This is a genomic window from Cupriavidus sp. H39 (assembly GCF_050271075.1).
GTDB lineage: Bacteria > Pseudomonadota > Gammaproteobacteria > Burkholderiales > Burkholderiaceae > Cupriavidus > Cupriavidus necator_B.
In genome coordinates this window covers 3,212,720-3,229,689 of record NZ_CP189848.1, presented here as the reverse complement: position 1 = coordinate 3,229,689, position 16,970 = coordinate 3,212,720, and the positions used below count along the sequence as shown (strand labels likewise).

Genomic DNA, 16,970 nt, shown 5'->3' with positions numbered 1-16,970 from the left:
CATCCCGCCGCAATAATGCGAGAATCCTAAGCGCAATGGCGGCTCGATCCCGCCCTTGCCTTCCCCAAAATTGTGAAACGCCCGTGCCGCGGGCAAGAGGAATCCGATGCGTTCTACCGCCACCGCCCCCGCCGGCTACGGCGCCACCGCGATTGCCCTGCATTGGCTGGTTGCGCTGGCGATATTCGCCGCGTTCGGGCTGGGCCTGTATATGACCGGCATTCCAGGGCTGACGCCGACCAAGCTCAAGCTGTACTCCTGGCACAAGTGGCTGGGCGTGACGATCTTCGCCGTCGCCGTGCTGCGCGTGCTGTGGCGCGCCACCCACGCCGCGCCGCCGGTCGCGCCCGGCACGCCGGCCTGGCAGGCCAGGGCGGCGGCCGGGGCGCATCACCTTCTGTACCTGCTGATCGTGATCGTCCCCATCAGCGGCTACCTGTACAGCTCGGCCGCGGGCGTGCCGGTGGTCTACCTGGGCCTGTGGAAGATGCCGGCACTGATCGAGAAAAGCGATGCCCTGAAGGAAGTGCTGAAGTTCACCCACATCTGGCTGAACTACCTGATGGCGGCGGTGGTCGTGGTCCATGCGGCGGCGGCGGTGAAACACCAGTTTGTCGACCGCGACGGCACGCTGGGCCGGATGCTGCCGTTCCTGCGCTGAGCCTGGCGCGCCAACTTTTTCGTACCGCGGCGCCCTGGCGCCGTCCCTGACAGGAGTTTTCTGTGATGAAACGCAATTCCCGCCGCGGCTCGGCCACTCTCCGCGCCACCCTGGCCGCCCTCGTGGCCGCCACCGGCATCGCCGCCAACCTGGCCTGGGCCCAGGTCGACGCCGCCAAAAGCTCGGTAACCGCGGTGGCGCGCCAGATCGGCGTGCCGATGGAGGGCAAGTTCAAGAAGTTCGACGCTAACGTCAGCTTCGACCCCGCCAAGCTGGCGACGTCATCGGCCAAGATCGAGATCGACGTGTCCAGCTTCGAGATCGGCGATGCCGAGACCACCAAGGAAGTGAAGGGCAAGGACTGGTTCGACGCTGCCAGATACCCCAAGGCGGTGTTCCAGTCGACCAGCATCAAGAACGGCACGCCGGGCAAGTACGACGTGGCCGGCAAGCTGACCATCAAGGGCAAGACCGTGGACGTGGTGGTGCCCGCGAGCTACCGCCAGGAGGGCGGCGCGCAGGTATTCGAGGGTGCGCTGCCGATCAAGCGCACCGCGTTCAATATCGGCGACGGCGAATGGAAAGACACCTCCGTGGTAGCCGACGACGTCCAGATCAAATTCCGTATCGTGCTGGCCAGGAAGTAAGGCCGGCATACCGCTGACGTACCCAGGACTTACCTCAACCGCTCCATCTCAACCCTGATTTGTCGGGAGACACCATGAAACTGCGTTCCCTCGTTGCCGCCGTCGCGGCCGTTTCCGCAACCGCCGCCTTCGGCGTGGCCTCGGCCAACACCGTGACGTACAACCTTGATCCGACCCATACCTACCCCAGCTTCGAGGCCGACCACCTGGGCGGGCTGTCGACCTGGCGCGGCAAGTTCGACAAGTCCAGCGGCGTGGTGACGCTGGACCGCGCCGCCAAGGCGGGCTCGGTCGAGGTCAAGATCGATCCGGCTTCGATCGATTTCGGCAATGCCAAGCTGAACCAGCACGCCAAGGGCCCCGACATGTTCGACGTCGAAGCCTTCCCCGAGGCCACTTACAAGGGCAAGTTCTCCAAGTTCAAGGGCGACGTGCCGACCGAGGTCGAAGGCGTGCTGACCCTGCGCGGCGTGTCCAAGCCGGTCAAGCTGGAAATCCGCGACTTCAAATGCATCCAGCACCCGATGCTCAAGCGCGAAGCCTGCGGCGCCGATGCCGTGGGCCAGTTCAACCGGGCCGATTTCGGCCTCGACTATGGCGTCAAGATGGGCTTCAAGCCCGAGGTCAAGCTGGCCATCCAGGTGGAAGGCGTGCGCGCCGACTGAGCGCGCGGCCCCCTGCGACGGGCAAACTGCTGTCAAGGCCGGCCCATGCCGGCCTTTTTTGTTGTATTGCACCATGCGCGGGGCTGCCACGGCACTTTGTTGTGCGAGTTGCGACGGGCACAGTACAATGACCCGCGGCAATTCACCATGATCCGGGTGTTGCGACTCCTGCCACGGCGGGGGGCAGCCATGCCCGCAACCGGCTAAAGCGCATCACTATGAGCATTCGCTGCATGTCCCGACACCGGTAGCCATTCCCGCGACCCCCTCGCCCTCATGCTGTACCCGGCCGTTCTGCCCTGGCTGTATGGCCCGCAGCGTTTCCCGGTTTTCCCTGGCGCTATACCGTGTACTCCAAAACGCAAATCGATCCGGTAGTTAGTTTCCGCAACTCGCAGGGCGAGCAGGTGCGGGGCACGATCATCAATCTCCAGAGGAAGTCTCTGGTGATGGAAATCTACAATCCGTATTCGATCGTGCAGGTCAGCGAGGTGCTGAGCGAGCTCAGCGTCCGCATGGGCGCCAAGAATGCCTATCTCGGCAAGGCCGTGGTGATGAGCCTGGTGAACACCGGCCTGACCGCGGTGGTGTCGCTGACGTTGATCGACGAGTGGCGCGAACTGTCCGACCTGAACAACGAGCCCAAGTCGGTCGCGCGCGAAGCCGAGCTGTTCGTGCAGGACTGGGATACGCGCTTCAATATCCGGCGCGACTACCAGATCGTGGTCAACGAGATGCGCGCCTTCCTGTCCGAGGTATCGCGCTGGGTCGAGCAGGTGGACCTGACCGAATCGCTGCCCAAGACCGAAGGCAAGCTGCGCGAGGACGTGTTCTACGAGCTGGCCACGCCGATCATGGCCAAGACCAAGACCTACCTGGACTGGCTCGAGGGCGAGGCCCAGCGCGTGGACGCCGAAATCGCCCCGGTGCACCGCACTTACGCGCAGTCGGCGCTCCATCCGTTGCTGCTGCGCGCGCCATTCGTGTACCGCACCTTCACCAAGCCGCTCGGCTATGCCGGCGACTATGAAATGGTGAACCAGATCCTGGGCGACCCGCAACAGGGCCCGACCACCTACTTCCAGATCGTCAATACCGCCTTCCTCAAGGCGGCGGTGGCGACCGCGCACCGCAATCGCATCGATCTGCTGATCGATTTCCTCACGCGCCAGGCCGAACGCGCGCGCGCCGCCGGCCGGCCGTTCCGGGTGCTCAACGTGGGCTGCGGTCCGGCCTTCGAGATCCAGCGCTTTGTGCGCGAATACCCCAACCCGGAGCTGTTGTCGTTCCAGCTGGTCGACTTCAGCGAAGAGACGCTCGAGTACACGCGCAATTCGATCGAGCGCTCGGCCACCAGCGCCGGCCACAAGTTCGCCGTCGAGATGGTGCACCAGTCGGTGCACGAGCTGCTCAAGCGGCGCATTTCGCCGGACGATGCCGCTGCGCGGGAATTCGACGCGGTCTATTGCGCCGGCCTGTTCGACTACCTGTCCGACAAGGTCTGCGCCCGGCTGCTGTCGTATTTCGCCTCGCGCTCGCGGCCGGGCGGCCAGATCCTGGTGACCAACGTCCATGCCAATAATCCGGAGAAATTCGGCATGGAGCACTTGCTCGAGTGGTACCTGATCTATCGCGACGATGCGGGCATGGCGCAACTGCTGCCCGAACACTCGCATTCGCACCGCATTTACGTCGACAGCACCGGAGTCAACGTATTTGCGGAAGCCACCATTGACTGAGGCTGTCCTCGCGGGCCACGCCATGAGCACCAACCAACTCTACGCCGGCTACCAGTCCGAACTGGTCGATTTTCGTCTGGCCTTCAGCCGCGGCGGCGCCTATACCGCGATCGTGCTGGTCCTGCTGGGCGTCGGACTCGACTACGGCCAATATCCGCAGCAGCAGTTTGCCTTTGCGGTGGCGCGCGTCGTGGTGTCGCTGCTGATCGCCGGGGTCGTGGTGGTCCTGTATAGCGCCGCCGGTCGCCGCCTGGCGCCGTGGCTGACGCTGACCTGGCTGCTGCTGCCGCAGATCATGATCGCCTGGATGATCTCGCAGACCGAAGGGGTGCAGTCGCCCTATTGCGTCGGACTGAACCTGGCGATCTTCGCTTCGGGCATCGCGCTGCCATTTGGCCTGTGGCAGAACCTGGTGTTCGGCGTGCTTTCATACCTGCTGTATGTGCTCGCCTGCCTGTTTCACCCCGGCGGCGTCGAGCCGCTCGGCACGTTTATCGTCAATTCGCTGTTCCTGTTGTTTGCCGCCGCGGCCAGCGGCGTCTACACCTATTTCAACGAGCGTGCGCGCTTCATGCTGTTCCGCCTCAAGGCGGAGGTGGCCGAGAAGAACGCCGAACTCGAGGTCATCAACCGCAAGCTGGTCGACATCAAGGGCCAGATGCTGCAGCAAGAGAAAATGGCCGCAATCGGTACCTTGGCCGCGGGTCTGTTGCATGAGGTCAACAATCCGGTGAACTTCTGCCTGATGGCGATCGAGGTGGCAATGGAAGAACCCCAGGCCAAGGAAAGCGAGTCGCTGACCGAATGCCTGGTGGACGCGAAGCAGGGGATGCAGCGCATCCAGCATATCGTCTCGGATCTGAAGACCTTCGCCTATCGCAAGCCGGGCGCGGAGGTGGAAGGCACGCCGTTCATGTTCGAAAAGGCGTTGGATTCCTCGATCCGCCTGACCGCGCACGAGTTGCGCGGCGTCAAGGTTACGCGCGAGTTGCCCGCAGATACGCTGGTGCTGGGCGACGAGGCCGCCATCATCGGCGTGCTGATCAACCTGTTTTCCAACGCGGCGCTAGCCATGCGCAAGGCCGGCACGACCGAACCCGCGATCCATACCACAGTGCGCTGGACCGAAGGCCGATTGCACGTGTCCGTGCGCGACAACGGTCCAGGCATCGCGCCGGAACACCTGGCGCGGGTGTTCGAGCCCTTCTTCACCACCCGTGAAGTCGGGCAGGGCCTGGGCCTGGGGCTGTCGATCAGCTATGCCGTGATCGAGCGCCACGGCGGCCAGCTTTTTGCCGAGAGCGAGCTGGGCCAGTGGGCGGCGTTCAGCTTCGACCTGCCACGCGCGGAGTAAGTCGCATGAGCGAAGTCCAGCAAGCGCGGCCAAACGTCGTCCTTTATGTCGATGACGAGGACATGGCGCGCAAGTACTTTGCGCGCGCGGTCGGCAGCGAGTATGAGGTCCTGCTTGCCGCCGGCGCCGACGAGGCGATGGCGACGCTGCGCGCGGAGGGCGGACGGATCGCGATCCTGGTCACCGATTTCCGCATGCCCGGTCGCGATGGTGGCGACCTGCTGCGCGAGGTCGCGCAGGCCTATCCGCAAATCGTGCGCATCCTGGTGACTGCCTACGCCGACAAGGACATGCTGTTGCAGACCGTCAACAGCGGCGAAGTCTTCCGCATCCTGGAAAAGCCTTTGAGTGTCAGCGACGTGCGCCAGGTGCTGCACCTGGCCGGCGACCGGCACCTGGAACGCGCGCTGCGCCAGCATCGTCTGATGGCGATCGACGAAACCCTGGCGTTTCTGGCACATGAACTGAACACGCCGCTGGCCGCCATCGCCAACTTCGCGCGGGGCATCGAAAGCCGCGTCCAGGCTGAGTACAGCGAACAGCGGCAAGGTGAGATCGGGCAGGCAGCGGGCGCCATGTACGACAACGCGCAGTATTGCCTGGCGGTGTTGTCGTCGTTCCTGGAGTCGGTGCGCAACAGCGCGGCCAGCAAGGCGCCAGCGGCCGACGCCGGCACCGAGGTCAGCGCGGGCGCACTGGTGGCGTCCCTGCTGGATACGTATCCGTTCGCAGGCGCGCAGCGTCAGTGGGTCGATGTCGACATGCAGGGCGATTTCCCGGTGCAGACGCTGCCCAACTGCGTCGCGCTGGTACTGTCGTCGGTGATGAGCAACGCGCTGCGCGCGCTGGCGGGCGTGGATCAACCCTCGCTGCGCTTCGTCGTGACAACCCAGCCCAACCAGGAAATCCGCATCTGCGACAACGGCCCGGGTATCCCGCCAGAGGTGATGGACCGCCTGCTGGTCGATCCGGTCACAACCCACGCCAGCGCCGGCGGCAGTGGCCTCGGCATGATTTTCTGCAACCGCGTCATGCAGTCCTTCGGTGGTGGTATCCGGATCGCCTCCGCGCCCGGTGCCGGGACCACAGTGACGCTGGACTTTCCAAATTTTAAGAATCGAATGATTAGGAGTGACCGATGAGCGAACCGATTGCCACCCAGGCACCACCCCCGGCGATTCTGTTCGTCGATGATGAAGCGACCGCCGTCAAATATTTCCAGCGCGCGATCGGCGCGCTGGCGCCGGTGGTGACTGGCGGCTCGGTGGAGGAGGGCAAGACGCTGCTGGACGCTCACGCCGACAGCCTGGCGGTGCTGGTCTCGGACCAGCGCATGCCAGGCGAGTATGGCAACGAATTGCTGCGTTATGCACGCGAACGCTACCCGCATATCGTGCGCATCCTGACCACGGCATACTCGGAACTCGACCAGACCGTCGAGGCGGTGAACCAGGGGCAGATCCACCGCTATATCAAGAAGCCGTGGGACATCACCGCGCTGCGCATGGAACTCAAGCAAGCGCTGGAAATGTCCGGGCTGCGCAAGGAGCGGGACCAACTGGTGCGCGAGAAGCTGGCGGTGCTGCAGACCCAGACCGTGGCGACCCGCATCGGCATGCTGCACGCGCTGTGCGCGAGCCTGATTGGTCCCGGCCATTTCCAGCCGGTGGACACTTACCTTGCCGCGGTCGACCTGGTGGGGGCTCGCAACGCCGATCCGGACTGGCAGCGCATGGACTATGCCGACCTGGTGCGCGCCGAAGCCGAGCGCAGCGGCAACTTCGGCCATGCCGTCGGCACCCGCCTGGCCGTGCTGCGTAGCGCCAATGCCGGCAAGGGCGCTGCCGATGCCGCCGCCGTGATTGCCGACGCGCTTGGCAGCGAGGTGGTGCGCCGCGACGGCGATGCGGTGGTCTGGACCCAGCCGGCCGCGCTGGCCGAGTTTCTTGCCGAGCCCGTGGGCACGGCGGTGTCGGCCCAGCACGCCGCCTGGCTGGCCAGCCTGCTGTGGCTGGAAGAGGCAGGCGGCGCGCTGAAGTTCGTCCGCGACGGCGACACCATCGTCTGCCGCGCCGCCCCGCGCAGCGAGAGCTTCGCCTCCGACCGGCTGGCCGCATGGATCGAGCGGTTCTCGATGCCGGCCTGAATGGCTCCGGCCTTGCCATGAAAAACGGCGCCCCGCGGGGCGCCGTTCTGTTTTCCGGCAGGGCAGAGCTCAGGCCTGCGCGCCGTAGTTGGGGTCGTCGCGGTCGGTCGAGTCGGCCTTCTTCTCGCCCTTGACCAGGTCTTCGCGCTTCACGCCCAGCCACATCGCCAGCGCCGCGGCAACGAACACCGACGAGTAGATGCCGAACAGGATGCCCACCGTCAGCGCCAGCGCAAAGTAGTGCAGCGTCGGGCCGCCGAAGAAGAACATCGACAGCACCATCATTTCGGTCGAGCCGTGGGTGATGATGGTGCGCGACATCGTGCTGGTGATGGCGTGGTCGATGACCTCGTGGGTGGTCATCTTGCGGTACTTGCGGAAGGCCTCGCGGATCCGGTCGAAGATCACCACCGACTCGTTGACCGAGTAGCCGAGCACGGCCAGCACCGCCGCCAGCACCGACAGCGAGAACTCCCACTGGAAGAAGGCGAAGAAGCCCAGGATGATGACGATGTCGTGCAGGTTGGCGATGATGCCCGCCACCGCGAACTTCCATTCGAAGCGGAACGACAGGTAGATCACGATACCCGCCACCACGCACAGCAGCGCCAGCAGGCCGTCGGTCGCCAGTTCCTTGCCCACCTGCGGGCCGACGAACTCCACGCGCTGCAGCTTGACCTCAGGCGCAGCCGCGGTCAGCGCGCCCATCACCTGCTCGCTCTGCTGGGCTGAGGTCACGGGCTTGCCGTCCGCGCCCTTTTGCAGCGGCAGGCGGATCATCACGTCGCGCGAGGTGCCGAAGTTCTGCACCTGCACGTCGCTGTAGCCCAGCTTGCTTACCTGGCCGCGGATCTTTTCCAGGTCGGCCGCCTGCTGGTAGCTGACCTCCATCACCGTGCCGCCGGTGAACTCGATCGACAGGTGCAGGCCCTTTTGCCAGAGGAAAAACACGGCCGCGGCAAACGTCAGGAAGGAAATCACGTTGAAGATCAACGCGTGCTTCATGAACGGAATGTCGCGCCGGATGCGGAAGAATTCCATGTTGAATCCTGTTCTGTACTACGTGTTGTGCTGCGGACCGCTTACTTGGCGACCGGCGTGTCGGTGGTATTGCCCGGCTTCCAGATCTGGCCGATGGCCACGCTCTGCAGCTTCTTCTTGCGGCCGTACCAGAGGTTGACCAGGCCACGGTTGAAGAACACCGCCGAGAACATCGAGGTCAGGATGCCCAGGCAGTGCACCACGGCAAAGCCGCGCACCGGGCCCGAGCCGAACGCCAGCAGCGCCAGGCCGGCGATCAGCGTGGTCACGTTGGAGTCCAGGATGGTGGCCCAGGCGCGCTCGAAGCCGACCGCGATCGCCATCTGCGGCGATGCGCCGGCGCGCAGTTCCTCGCGGATGCGCTCGTTGATCAGCACGTTGGCGTCGATGGCCATGCCCAGCACCAGCGCGATGGCGGCAATGCCCGGCAGCGTCAGCGTGGCCTGCAGCATCGACAGCACCGCGATCAGCAGCAGCAGGTTCACGCCCAGCGCCACCACCGAGAACACGCCGAACAGCATGTAGTACAGGATCATGAACACGCCGATGGCGGCAAAGCCATAGGCGACCGAATCAAAGCCCTTCTCGATGTTCTCGGCGCCCAGCGACGGGCCGATGGTGCGCTCCTCGATGATCTCCATCGGCGCGGCCAGCGAGCCGGCGCGCAGCAGCAGCGCCAGGTCGTTGGCGGCCTCGGTGGAGTACGAGCCGGTGATCTGGAAGCTCGAGCCCAGTTCGGACTGGATCGTCGCCACGGTCAGCACTTCGCCCTTGCCCTTCTCGAACAGCACGATCGCCATCGGCTTCTTCAGGTTCTCGCGCGAGACGTCGCGCAGCACGCGGCCGCCCTGGGCGTCGAGCTTGATGTTGACCGAAGGATGCTGGTTCTGGTCGAAGCCGGCCGAGGCGCTTTCGATGCGGTCGCCGGTGAAGATGACCTGTTTCTTCAGCACCACCGGGGCGCCGTTGCCTTGCGTGAACAGCTCGCTGCCGAACGGGATCGGGTCGCCCGGGCGCGGGCTGCGCGGCGCGTCGTTGTCGACCAGGCGTGCTTCCAGCGTGGCGGTACGGCCAATGATGTCCTTGGCCTTGGCGGTGTCCTGCACGCCCGGCAGCTGCACCACGATGCGGTCGGCGCCTTGCTGCTGGATCACCGGCTCGGCTACGCCAAGCTCGTTGACGCGGTTGTGCAGCGTGGTGATGTTCTGCTTGACCGCGGCGTCCTGCACGGCCCGGCGCGCGGCTTCGGTGAAGGTGCCGACGATGTTGTTGCCGTCCATGGCGAAGGCCACTTCGCGCAGGTTGTCAGTGAGCAGCGCGCGGGCGCGGCTGGCGTCGTCGGCGTTGTTGAAGCGCACCGTCAGGCGCTCGCCGTCGCGGTCGATGCCGCCGTGGCGGATGTTCTTGTCGCGCAGCAGCGTGCGCGCGTCGCCAGCCAGGCTGTCGAGCTTCTTGTCGACGGCGCCCTTCATGTCGACCTGTAGCAGGAAGTGCACGCCGCCGCGCAGGTCCAGGCCCAGGTACATCGGCAGCGCATGCATGGCGGTCAGCCAGCGCGGCGAGCCCGACAGCAGGTTCAGCGCCACCACGTAGGCGGGATCGGCCGGGTCCGGGTTCAGCGTGCGCGACAGCACGTCCTTGGCCTTGAGCTGCTCGTCGGTGGTGCGGAAGCGCGCCTTGACCGAGCCCGACTGGCCGGAAATATCGAAGAAGACGCCGTCGGGCTGCAGCTGGTTCTGCGCCAGGATATCTTCAACCTGCTTCTGCATCGACAGGTCGACCTTGACCGTGGCCTTGCCCGAGGACACCTGCACGGCAGGCGCCTCGCCGAAGAAGTTCGGCAAGGTGTAGATGATGCCGATGGCCAGGGCCACCAGGATCACGAGGTATTTCCAAAGCGGATAACGATTCATCTCGGGCCAGTCATTCAGCGGTTGGCGGGGCCGGCGCAGGCGTGGCGCGCCACGTCGGCGGGGCCGAACCGGTTTGGCAAACAGCCGCCTGGCAGCCGCGGATGGAAGCCGCGGGGGCTTCGTCGGGCTGGATCAAGGCGGCTGCCGGGGCATGCGCGGACGGGCATGCCGGAAAAGACAAAGGCGGGAGTCGCGCGCGCGCTCCGCAGATCAGAGCGCCTTCAGCGAGCCCTTGGGCAGCACCGTGGTCACGGCATTCTTCTGCACCGTGATCTCGGTGCCTTCGGCGATTTCCAGGCTGACGTACTGGTCGGTGACCTTGGTCACGCGGCCCAGGATGCCGCCGGCGGTGACGACTTCGTCGTTCTTGGCCAGCGCTTCGAGCATTGCCTTGGATTCCTTCTGACGCTTCATCTGCGGGCGGATCATGATGAACCACAGCACACCAAACATCAGGATGATGGGCAGGAAGCTCATCAGGCCGCCAGCCGCGCCGCCGGCACCGGCAGTCTGGGCAAATGCGTTAGAAATCAGCACGTTGATTCTCCGTCACAAAAGTCAATCAGTAATCGAACATTCTACCATTCGCACTCAGCCCGCCCCTGGCATTCTAGGGCGGAATACGGGTTTGTTCGGGTGCGTTGGGGATAACTTGCGCGGCGGGCGCCGCGCCTTGACCGGCTATTCGACCACCGGCGGCGCGAAAGTTCGCGCCGCCCGGGATGTTCACTGCGTGCCGCGGGCGCGGTCGGCGGCGAACTGGCGGCGGAAGTCGGCAAAGCGGTGCTGCTCGATGGCCTCGCGCACCTCGCGCATCAGCTGCAGGTAGTAGTGCAGGTTGTGGATGGTATTCAGGCGCGCGCCCAGGATCTCGCCCACGCGGTGCAGGTGGTGCAGGTAGGCGCGCGAGAAATTGCGGCAGGTGTAGCAGGCGCAGCTCTCGTCGAGCGGGCGCGGGTCGTTGCGGTGCGCGGCGTTCTTGATCTTGACGTCGCCGTAGCGGGTGAAGAGCCAGCCGTTGCGCGCGTTGCGGGTCGGCATCACGCAATCGAACATGTCCACCCCGGCGGCGACGCCGGCGACCAGGTCTTCGGGCGTGCCGACGCCCATCAGGTAATGCGGCTTGTTGGCGGGCAGGCGGGGCGCCACGTGTTCCAGCACGCGCATCATGTCTGCCTTGGGTTCTCCCACCGACAGCCCGCCGATGGCAAAGCCGTGGAAGTCCAGTTCGGACAGGCCCGCCAGCGACTCGTCGCGCAGGTCTTCGTACATGCCGCCCTGGACGATGCCGAACAGCGCATTGGGGTTGGCCAGGCGCTCGAACTCGTCGCGCGAGCGCTTGGCCCAGCGCAGGCTCATGCGCATGGATTTGGCGGCTTCCTCGTGCGTGGCGGGGCGGCCGTCGATCTCATACGGCGTGCATTCGTCGAACTGCATGACGATGTCGGAGTTCAGCGTGCGCTGGATCTGCATCGAGATCTCGGGCGACAGAAAGAGCTTGTCGCCATTGACCGGCGAGGCGAAAGTGACACCATCTTCGGTGATCTTGCGCAGATCGCCCAGCGAAAAGACCTGGAACCCGCCCGAGTCGGTCAGGATCGGCTTGTCCCAGCCGATAAACTTGTGCAGGCCCTGGTGGGCGTTGACCACGTCCAGCCCCGGGCGCAGCCACAGGTGGAAGGTGTTGCCCAGGATGATCTGCGCGCCGATCTCGTTCAGTTCCAGCGGCGACATCGCCTTGACCGAGCCATAGGTGCCCACCGGCATGAAGATCGGCGTCTCGACCACGCCGTGGTTCAGCGTGACGCGGCCGCGGCGGGCGTTGCCGTCGGTGGTGATGAGTTCGAAGTTGAGCATGTGGGATAGTCTGAAATCAGGCCGCGGCGGCGTCCGGCTGCCGGGTCAGCAGCATGGCGTCGCCGTAGCTGAAGAAGCGGTAGCGCTGCGCGACCGCATGGCGGTAGGCGGCGCGGATGGCTTGCACTCCGGCCAGCGCCGACACCAGCATCAGCAGCGTCGACTTGGGCAGGTGGAAGTTGGTGATCAGGGCATCGACCAGGCGGAAGCGGTAGCCGGGCGTAATGAAGATATCGGTGTCGCCGCTGCCGGCGGCCAGCGTGCCGTCGGGCTGCGCGGCCGATTCCAGCGCGCGCAGCGAGGTGGTGCCGACCGCGATCACGCGGCCGCCGCGCGCGCGCGTGTCGCGCACGGCCTGGGCCAAGTCTGCGGAAATCGCGTACCACTCCGAATGCATCTTGTGCTCGGCCAGGTTTTCGGTGCGCACCGGCTGGAAGGTGCCGGCGCCGACGTGCAGCGTCAGGAAGGCGCGGCGCACGCCGGCGGCATCGAGCCGGGCAAATAGCGCGTCGTCGAAATGCAGGCCCGCGGTGGGCGCCGCGACCGCGCCGGGGCTGCGCGCGTAGACGGTCTGGTAGCGGGTTTCGTCGTAGGCGTCCGGGTCGTGCGTGATATACGGCGGCAGCGGCAGGCGGCCGTAGCGCTCGATCAGGTCGAGCGCCGGCTCGGGGAAGCGCAGCGTGAAGAACTGGTCCACGCGCGGGCCCACGGTCACGGCAAAGGCGCCGTCGGCCAGGTGCAGGGCGCTGCCTTCGGCCGGCGTCTTGGACGCGCGCACCTGCGCCAGCACGGTGTGGGTATCGACCACGCGCTCCACCAGCACCTCGATCTTGCCGCCGCTGGGCTTGTGGCCGAAGAAGCGGGCCTTGATCACGCGGGTGTCGTTGAACACCAGCAGGTCGTCCGGACGCAGGTAGTCGACGATGTCGCTGAAGGCGCGGTCGACCATGCGCACCGCGTCGGCGCTGTCGCCGGGGGCGAGCCGGTCCACCACCAGCAGCCGGCTGGCGCTGCGGTCGGGCAGCGCGCTCTGGGCAATCAGTTCAGGCGGCAGCGGAAAGTCGAAATCGGAAAGCGTCAACATCGTGGGAAGGGCGGGCTGCGCGGTCTGCAGGCTGTGGCGGAGGCGGCGCCGGGCACGGCGCGTCACTCCGCTGCCCGGGTTGGCAGCCGGCATGGGTACAATCGGCGAATCCGATATTGTAAGGCCACGGGCGCGCTTGCCGCCGCGCCGCGCGTGATACCGTCCATTTGCCGGCGCCGCGCCAGCCAACCAGAAGCCCGCAGCGACTGCTGCCATTTTTTTCGCCGATGCCCGGAACCGCCGCCGAACCGATCCAGGACCCTGCCGACGCCAACGACGCGCCGTCGCCCGCGCGCGGCAAGGCCGGCGCGGCCAGGGGCAAGGCCGCGGGCGCATCCTCCGCCGCCGCGCGGCTGGCCAAGCTGGGCCTGCGCCGCCCGGTCGACCTGGTGCTGCACCTGCCGATGCGCTACGAGGACGAGACCACGGTGGTGCCAATCGCCGAGGCCGTCCACCGTGCCGGGCTGGGACTGCCGGCGCAGGTGGAGGGCGAGGTCATCTCCAACGAAGTCACGTTCCGGCCGCGCCGCCAGCTGGTGGTCAAGCTTGCCGACGACAGCGGCGAACTGACCCTGCGCTTCCTGAACTTTTACGGCAGCCAGACCAAGCAGATGGCCGAAGGCGTGCGCCTGCGCGTGCGCGGCGAGGTGCGCGGCGGCTTCTTCGGCGCCGAAATGGTCCACCCGACGGTGCGCCCGGTGCTGGCGGGCGAAGCGCTGCCCGACCGCCTGACGCCGGTGTACCCGTCCACCGCCGGCATCCCGCAGGCCTATTTGCGCAAGGCCATCGGCGGCGCGCTGACCCGTACCCCCTTGCCCGAGACCCTGCCGCAACCGGTGCTGCAGGGACCGCTGGCGCGCCTGCAGCTGCGCCCGCTGGCCGACTGCCTGCGGCTGCTGCACGCGCCGCCACCGCAGGAAAGCGAGGCCGCGCTGGCCGATCGCTCGCACCCGGCCTGGCAGCGCATCAAGTTCGACGAGCTGCTGGCGCAGCAGATTTCGCTGCGGCGCGCGCACGCGGCGCGCCGCGACAAGACCGCGCCGACCATGCCGCGCCGCGCGGGCGGGCTGCTGACGCGCTTCCTGGCCGCCTTGCCGTTCCGGCTGACTGGTGCCCAGCAGCGCGTGGTCGAGGAAATCGCCGCGGACATGGCCCTGCCGCACCCGATGCACCGGCTGCTGCAGGGCGACGTGGGCAGCGGCAAGACCATCGTCGCCGCGCTGGCGGCGTGCCAGGCCATCGATGCCGGTTTCCAGGCGGCGCTGATGGCGCCGACCGAGATCCTGGCCGAGCAGCATTTCCGCAAGCTCTCCGCGTGGCTGGAACCGCTGGGCGTGCCGGTGGCATGGCTGGCCGGCAGCCAGAAAGCGCGCGAGAAGCGGGCGGCCGTGGCGCGCGTGGAAGCGGGCGAGGCGCAGCTGGTGATCGGCACCCATGCGCTGATCCAGGACACCGTGCGCTTCGCAAAGCTGGGACTGTCGGTGGTCGACGAGCAGCACCGCTTCGGCGTGGCGCAGCGGCTGGCGCTGCGCGGCAAGGCCGGTGCCGCCGAGGCTGCGCCCGCGGCGGCCACCGTGGCCGAAACCGTGCCGCACCAGCTGATGATGTCGGCCACGCCGATCCCGCGCACGCTGGCCATGACGTACTACGCCGACCTCGACGTCTCGGTGATCGACGAACTGCCGCCGGGGCGCACGCCCATCGTCACGCGCCTGGTCAACGACGAGCGCCGCGACGAAGTGATCGGGCGCATCCACCATGCCGCCGCGGAAGGCCGGCAGGTTTACTGGGTGTGCCCGCTGATCGAGGAAAGCGAGGCGCTGCAGCTGCAGACCGCGGTCGAGACCTACGAAACCCTGGTGGCCGCGCTGCCCGACCTGCGCGTGGGCCTGGTGCACGGGCGCCTGCCGCCGGCGGAGAAGGCCGCGGTGATGGACGACTTCAGCGCCAACCGGCTGCAGGTGCTCGTCGCCACCACCGTGATCGAGGTGGGCGTGGACGTGCCCAACGCCTCGCTGATGGTGATCGAGCACGCCGAGCGCTTCGGCCTGGCGCAGCTGCACCAGCTGCGCGGCCGGGTCGGGCGCGGCAGCGCCGAATCGGTCTGCCTGCTGATGTACCAGGCGCCACTGTCGCCGACCGCGCGCGAGCGCCTGGCCACCATGCGCGAGACCACCGACGGCTTCGAGATCGCGCGGCGCGACCTGGAGATCCGCGGCCCGGGCGAGTTTCTCGGCGCGCGCCAGTCCGGCGAGGCGATGTTGCGCTTTGCCGACCTGCAGACCGATGCCTGGCTGGTGGAGTACGCCCAGGCGGCTGCCGAGCTGATGCTGGAGCGCTATCCGGAAGCGGTGGAAGCGCACCTGTCGCGCTGGCTCGGCGGCCGCGAGCATTACCTGAAGGCTTGAGCGCCGCTTTGTGCCGAAGCCGGCGCATACCGGCTGGCATGGCGTGGGCACTCTGACAGATCCAGCAATCGAAGGTAAAATCTATCGCCTACCCGGATTTGATAAGTCATGACGCTCACCGAACTCAAGTACATCGTCGCCGTGGCGCGCGAGCGCCATTTCGGCCGGGCCGCCGAAGCCTGTTTCGTGTCGCAGCCGACGCTGTCGGTCGCCATCAAGAAGCTGGAAGACGAACTCAACGTGCAGATCTTCGAGCGCGGCACCTCCGAGGTGTCGGTGACGTCGGTCGGCGAGCAGATCGTGGCGCAGGCCCAGCGTGTGCTGGAGCAGACCATGGCCATCCGCGAAATCGCCAAGCAGGGCAAGGACCCGCTGGCCGGGCCGCTGCGCGTGGGCGTGATCTACACCATCGGGCCGTACCTGCTGCCGTCGCTGGTCAAGCAGATGATCGACACCGTGCCGCAGATGCCACTGATGCTGCAGGAGAACTACACCCACAAGCTGATCGAGCTGCTCAAGCAGGGCGAGATCGATTGCGCGGTGATGGCCGAGCCGTTCCCGGATTCCGGCCTGACGGTGCGACCGCTCTATGACGAACCCTTTGTCGTGGCCGTGCCGCGCGGCCACCAGCTGGCGCAGGCGCATGCGGTCGATCCCGAGGAACTGAAGCAGCAGACCATGCTGCTGCTGGGCAGCGGCCATTGCTTCCGCGACCATGTGCTGGGCGTCTGCCCGGAGCTGTCGCGCTTTTCGCAGGCGGCCGACGGCATCCAGAAGACCTTCGAGGGTTCGTCGCTCGAGACCATCCGCCATATGGTGGCCAGCGGCGTCGGTATCACCGTGCTGCCGCGCACCTCGGTGCCCGACCTGAAAGCCAAGGGCGACATGCTGTCGTACGTGCCGTTTGCCGACCCGGTGCCTGACCGGCGCGTGGTGCTGGCCTGGCGCAAGAGCTTCACCCGCCTGCCGGCGATGGAAGCGCTGGCCAACGCCGTGGCCGCCTGCGACCTGCCCGGCGTGCGCATGCTTGACGCCAAGGAACTGGCCGAAGCCGCCTGAGCATTCGGCCCCATTACTGGCATGACAACGGCCGCAGCGGACGTTCCGCTGCGGCCGTTGTCGTTTCTGCCACGGCACAGGGCATTTGGCCCGGCTGTCTTCGGACACTGGCCTGATGCCGCTATACGTTGCAGCAATCCGGGATAGATTTGACCTAATACATAGGTATAAATAATTAAATTCTCAACTTGATAGATCGTTTGTAGACTGGCTCCTGTCGATGCGGATGGCGTCGACGCAAGACAGGAAATGATGATGAGCCCCAGCGCCCAGTCACTGACAACGACACCGATCAAGCCCCCGATTCCCCTCCGCATGGGGCGCTGCCTGCTCGATTGCCTTGCCTGCTATGCCGCCGCGCTCTGACGCGGCATCCCCTTGCAGCCCACCCACAAA

At 66.4% G+C, this 16,970-nt stretch carries 14 protein-coding genes; 9 read left to right on the top strand and 5 right to left on the bottom strand.

Annotation, left to right across the window (positions count from 1 at the left end):
- Positions 1-106: 106 nt before the first annotated feature.
- The 7 genes from ACOCMH_RS30325 to ACOCMH_RS30295 all read left to right on the top strand — a co-directional run bounded on the left by ACOCMH_RS30325 (position 107) and on the right by ACOCMH_RS30295 (position 7,212).
- On the top strand, positions 107-661 hold the full coding sequence (locus ACOCMH_RS30325) for a cytochrome b (RefSeq protein WP_427311231.1): 555 nt from the start codon (positions 107-109) through the stop codon (positions 659-661).
- 65 nt (positions 662-726) lie between these two features.
- A complete protein-coding gene (locus ACOCMH_RS30320; protein WP_427311229.1) occupies positions 727-1,308 on the top strand; it encodes a YceI family protein in 582 nt (193 codons plus the stop codon).
- A 74-nt stretch (positions 1,309-1,382) separates the two neighbouring features.
- Entirely contained in the window at positions 1,383-1,973 is a 591-nt protein-coding gene (locus tag ACOCMH_RS30315) for a YceI family protein (protein ID WP_427311227.1), read from the top strand.
- 347 nt (positions 1,974-2,320) lie between these two features.
- Positions 2,321-3,712: a class I SAM-dependent methyltransferase gene (locus ACOCMH_RS30310; RefSeq protein WP_427311225.1), complete on the top strand. Its 1,392-nt coding sequence runs from the start codon at positions 2,321-2,323 to the stop codon at positions 3,710-3,712.
- A gap of 22 nt (positions 3,713-3,734) precedes the next feature.
- Positions 3,735-5,066 carry a sensor histidine kinase gene (locus ACOCMH_RS30305; RefSeq protein ID WP_427311223.1) on the top strand — a complete coding sequence of 444 codons (1,332 nt, stop codon included), beginning with the start codon at positions 3,735-3,737 and terminating at the stop codon, positions 5,064-5,066.
- A gap of 5 nt (positions 5,067-5,071) precedes the next feature.
- A complete protein-coding gene (locus ACOCMH_RS30300; RefSeq protein WP_427311221.1) occupies positions 5,072-6,208 on the top strand; it encodes an ATP-binding protein in 1,137 nt (378 codons plus the stop codon).
- Complete coding sequence (locus ACOCMH_RS30295; protein ID WP_427311219.1) at positions 6,205-7,212, top strand: response regulator; 1,008 nt, start codon at positions 6,205-6,207, stop codon at positions 7,210-7,212. The genes ACOCMH_RS30300 and ACOCMH_RS30295 overlap by 4 nt, the downstream gene beginning before the upstream one ends.
- 69 nt (positions 7,213-7,281) lie before the next feature.
- Here ACOCMH_RS30295 and secF read toward each other — a convergent pair whose 3' ends face one another.
- The 5 genes from secF to queA form a co-directional block, all read right to left on the bottom strand.
- The gene (gene secF / locus ACOCMH_RS30290) at positions 7,282-8,253 is read right to left on the bottom strand and encodes a protein translocase subunit SecF (RefSeq protein WP_427311217.1); all 972 of its coding nucleotides are present in this window, start codon (positions 8,251-8,253) and stop codon (positions 7,282-7,284) included.
- Positions 8,254-8,294: 41 nt separating this feature from the next.
- Positions 8,295-10,166, bottom strand: a complete 1,872-nt coding sequence (gene secD / locus ACOCMH_RS30285) for a protein translocase subunit SecD (protein WP_427311215.1) — start codon at positions 10,164-10,166, stop codon at positions 8,295-8,297.
- A gap of 210 nt (positions 10,167-10,376) precedes the next feature.
- Positions 10,377-10,703 (bottom strand): preprotein translocase subunit YajC, encoded by a 327-nt coding sequence (gene yajC / locus ACOCMH_RS30280; RefSeq protein ID WP_171515873.1) that lies wholly within the window; start codon positions 10,701-10,703, stop codon positions 10,377-10,379.
- A 189-nt stretch (positions 10,704-10,892) separates the two neighbouring features.
- The gene (tgt, locus tag ACOCMH_RS30275) at positions 10,893-12,023 is read right to left on the bottom strand and encodes a tRNA guanosine(34) transglycosylase Tgt (protein ID WP_427311212.1); all 1,131 of its coding nucleotides are present in this window, start codon (positions 12,021-12,023) and stop codon (positions 10,893-10,895) included.
- A 16-nt stretch (positions 12,024-12,039) separates the two neighbouring features.
- Positions 12,040-13,107 (bottom strand): tRNA preQ1(34) S-adenosylmethionine ribosyltransferase-isomerase QueA, encoded by a 1,068-nt coding sequence (queA, locus tag ACOCMH_RS30270; protein WP_427311210.1) that lies wholly within the window; start codon positions 13,105-13,107, stop codon positions 12,040-12,042.
- A 227-nt stretch (positions 13,108-13,334) separates the two neighbouring features.
- On the opposite strand from queA, the gene recG reads away from it, so the two are divergent.
- Both recG and ACOCMH_RS30260 read left to right on the top strand, forming a co-directional pair.
- On the top strand, positions 13,335-15,515 hold the full coding sequence (gene recG / locus ACOCMH_RS30265; RefSeq protein WP_427311208.1) for an ATP-dependent DNA helicase RecG: 2,181 nt from the start codon (positions 13,335-13,337) through the stop codon (positions 15,513-15,515).
- A gap of 108 nt (positions 15,516-15,623) precedes the next feature.
- The gene (locus tag ACOCMH_RS30260) at positions 15,624-16,574 is read left to right on the top strand and encodes a LysR substrate-binding domain-containing protein (RefSeq protein WP_427311206.1); all 951 of its coding nucleotides are present in this window, start codon (positions 15,624-15,626) and stop codon (positions 16,572-16,574) included.
- Positions 16,575-16,970 lie beyond the last annotated feature (396 nt).

Coding starts and splice junctions, on each gene's coding strand:
- ACOCMH_RS30325 (WP_427311231.1), top strand. CDS start 107: ATGCGTTCTACCGCCACCGCCCCCGCCGGCTACGGCGCCACCGCGATT.
- ACOCMH_RS30320 (WP_427311229.1), top strand. CDS start 727: ATGAAACGCAATTCCCGCCGCGGCTCGGCCACTCTCCGCGCCACCCTG.
- ACOCMH_RS30315 (WP_427311227.1), top strand. CDS start 1,383: ATGAAACTGCGTTCCCTCGTTGCCGCCGTCGCGGCCGTTTCCGCAACC.
- ACOCMH_RS30305 (WP_427311223.1), top strand. CDS start 3,735: ATGAGCACCAACCAACTCTACGCCGGCTACCAGTCCGAACTGGTCGAT.
- ACOCMH_RS30300 (WP_427311221.1), top strand. CDS start 5,072: ATGAGCGAAGTCCAGCAAGCGCGGCCAAACGTCGTCCTTTATGTCGAT.
- ACOCMH_RS30295 (WP_427311219.1), top strand. CDS start 6,205: ATGAGCGAACCGATTGCCACCCAGGCACCACCCCCGGCGATTCTGTTC.
- secF (WP_427311217.1), bottom strand. CDS start 8,253: ATGGAATTCTTCCGCATCCGGCGCGACATTCCGTTCATGAAGCACGCG.
- secD (WP_427311215.1), bottom strand. CDS start 10,166: ATGAATCGTTATCCGCTTTGGAAATACCTCGTGATCCTGGTGGCCCTG.
- tgt (WP_427311212.1), bottom strand. CDS start 12,023: ATGCTCAACTTCGAACTCATCACCACCGACGGCAACGCCCGCCGCGGC.
- queA (WP_427311210.1), bottom strand. CDS start 13,107: ATGTTGACGCTTTCCGATTTCGACTTTCCGCTGCCGCCTGAACTGATT.
- recG (WP_427311208.1), top strand. CDS start 13,335: ATGCCCGGAACCGCCGCCGAACCGATCCAGGACCCTGCCGACGCCAAC.
- ACOCMH_RS30260 (WP_427311206.1), top strand. CDS start 15,624: ATGACGCTCACCGAACTCAAGTACATCGTCGCCGTGGCGCGCGAGCGC.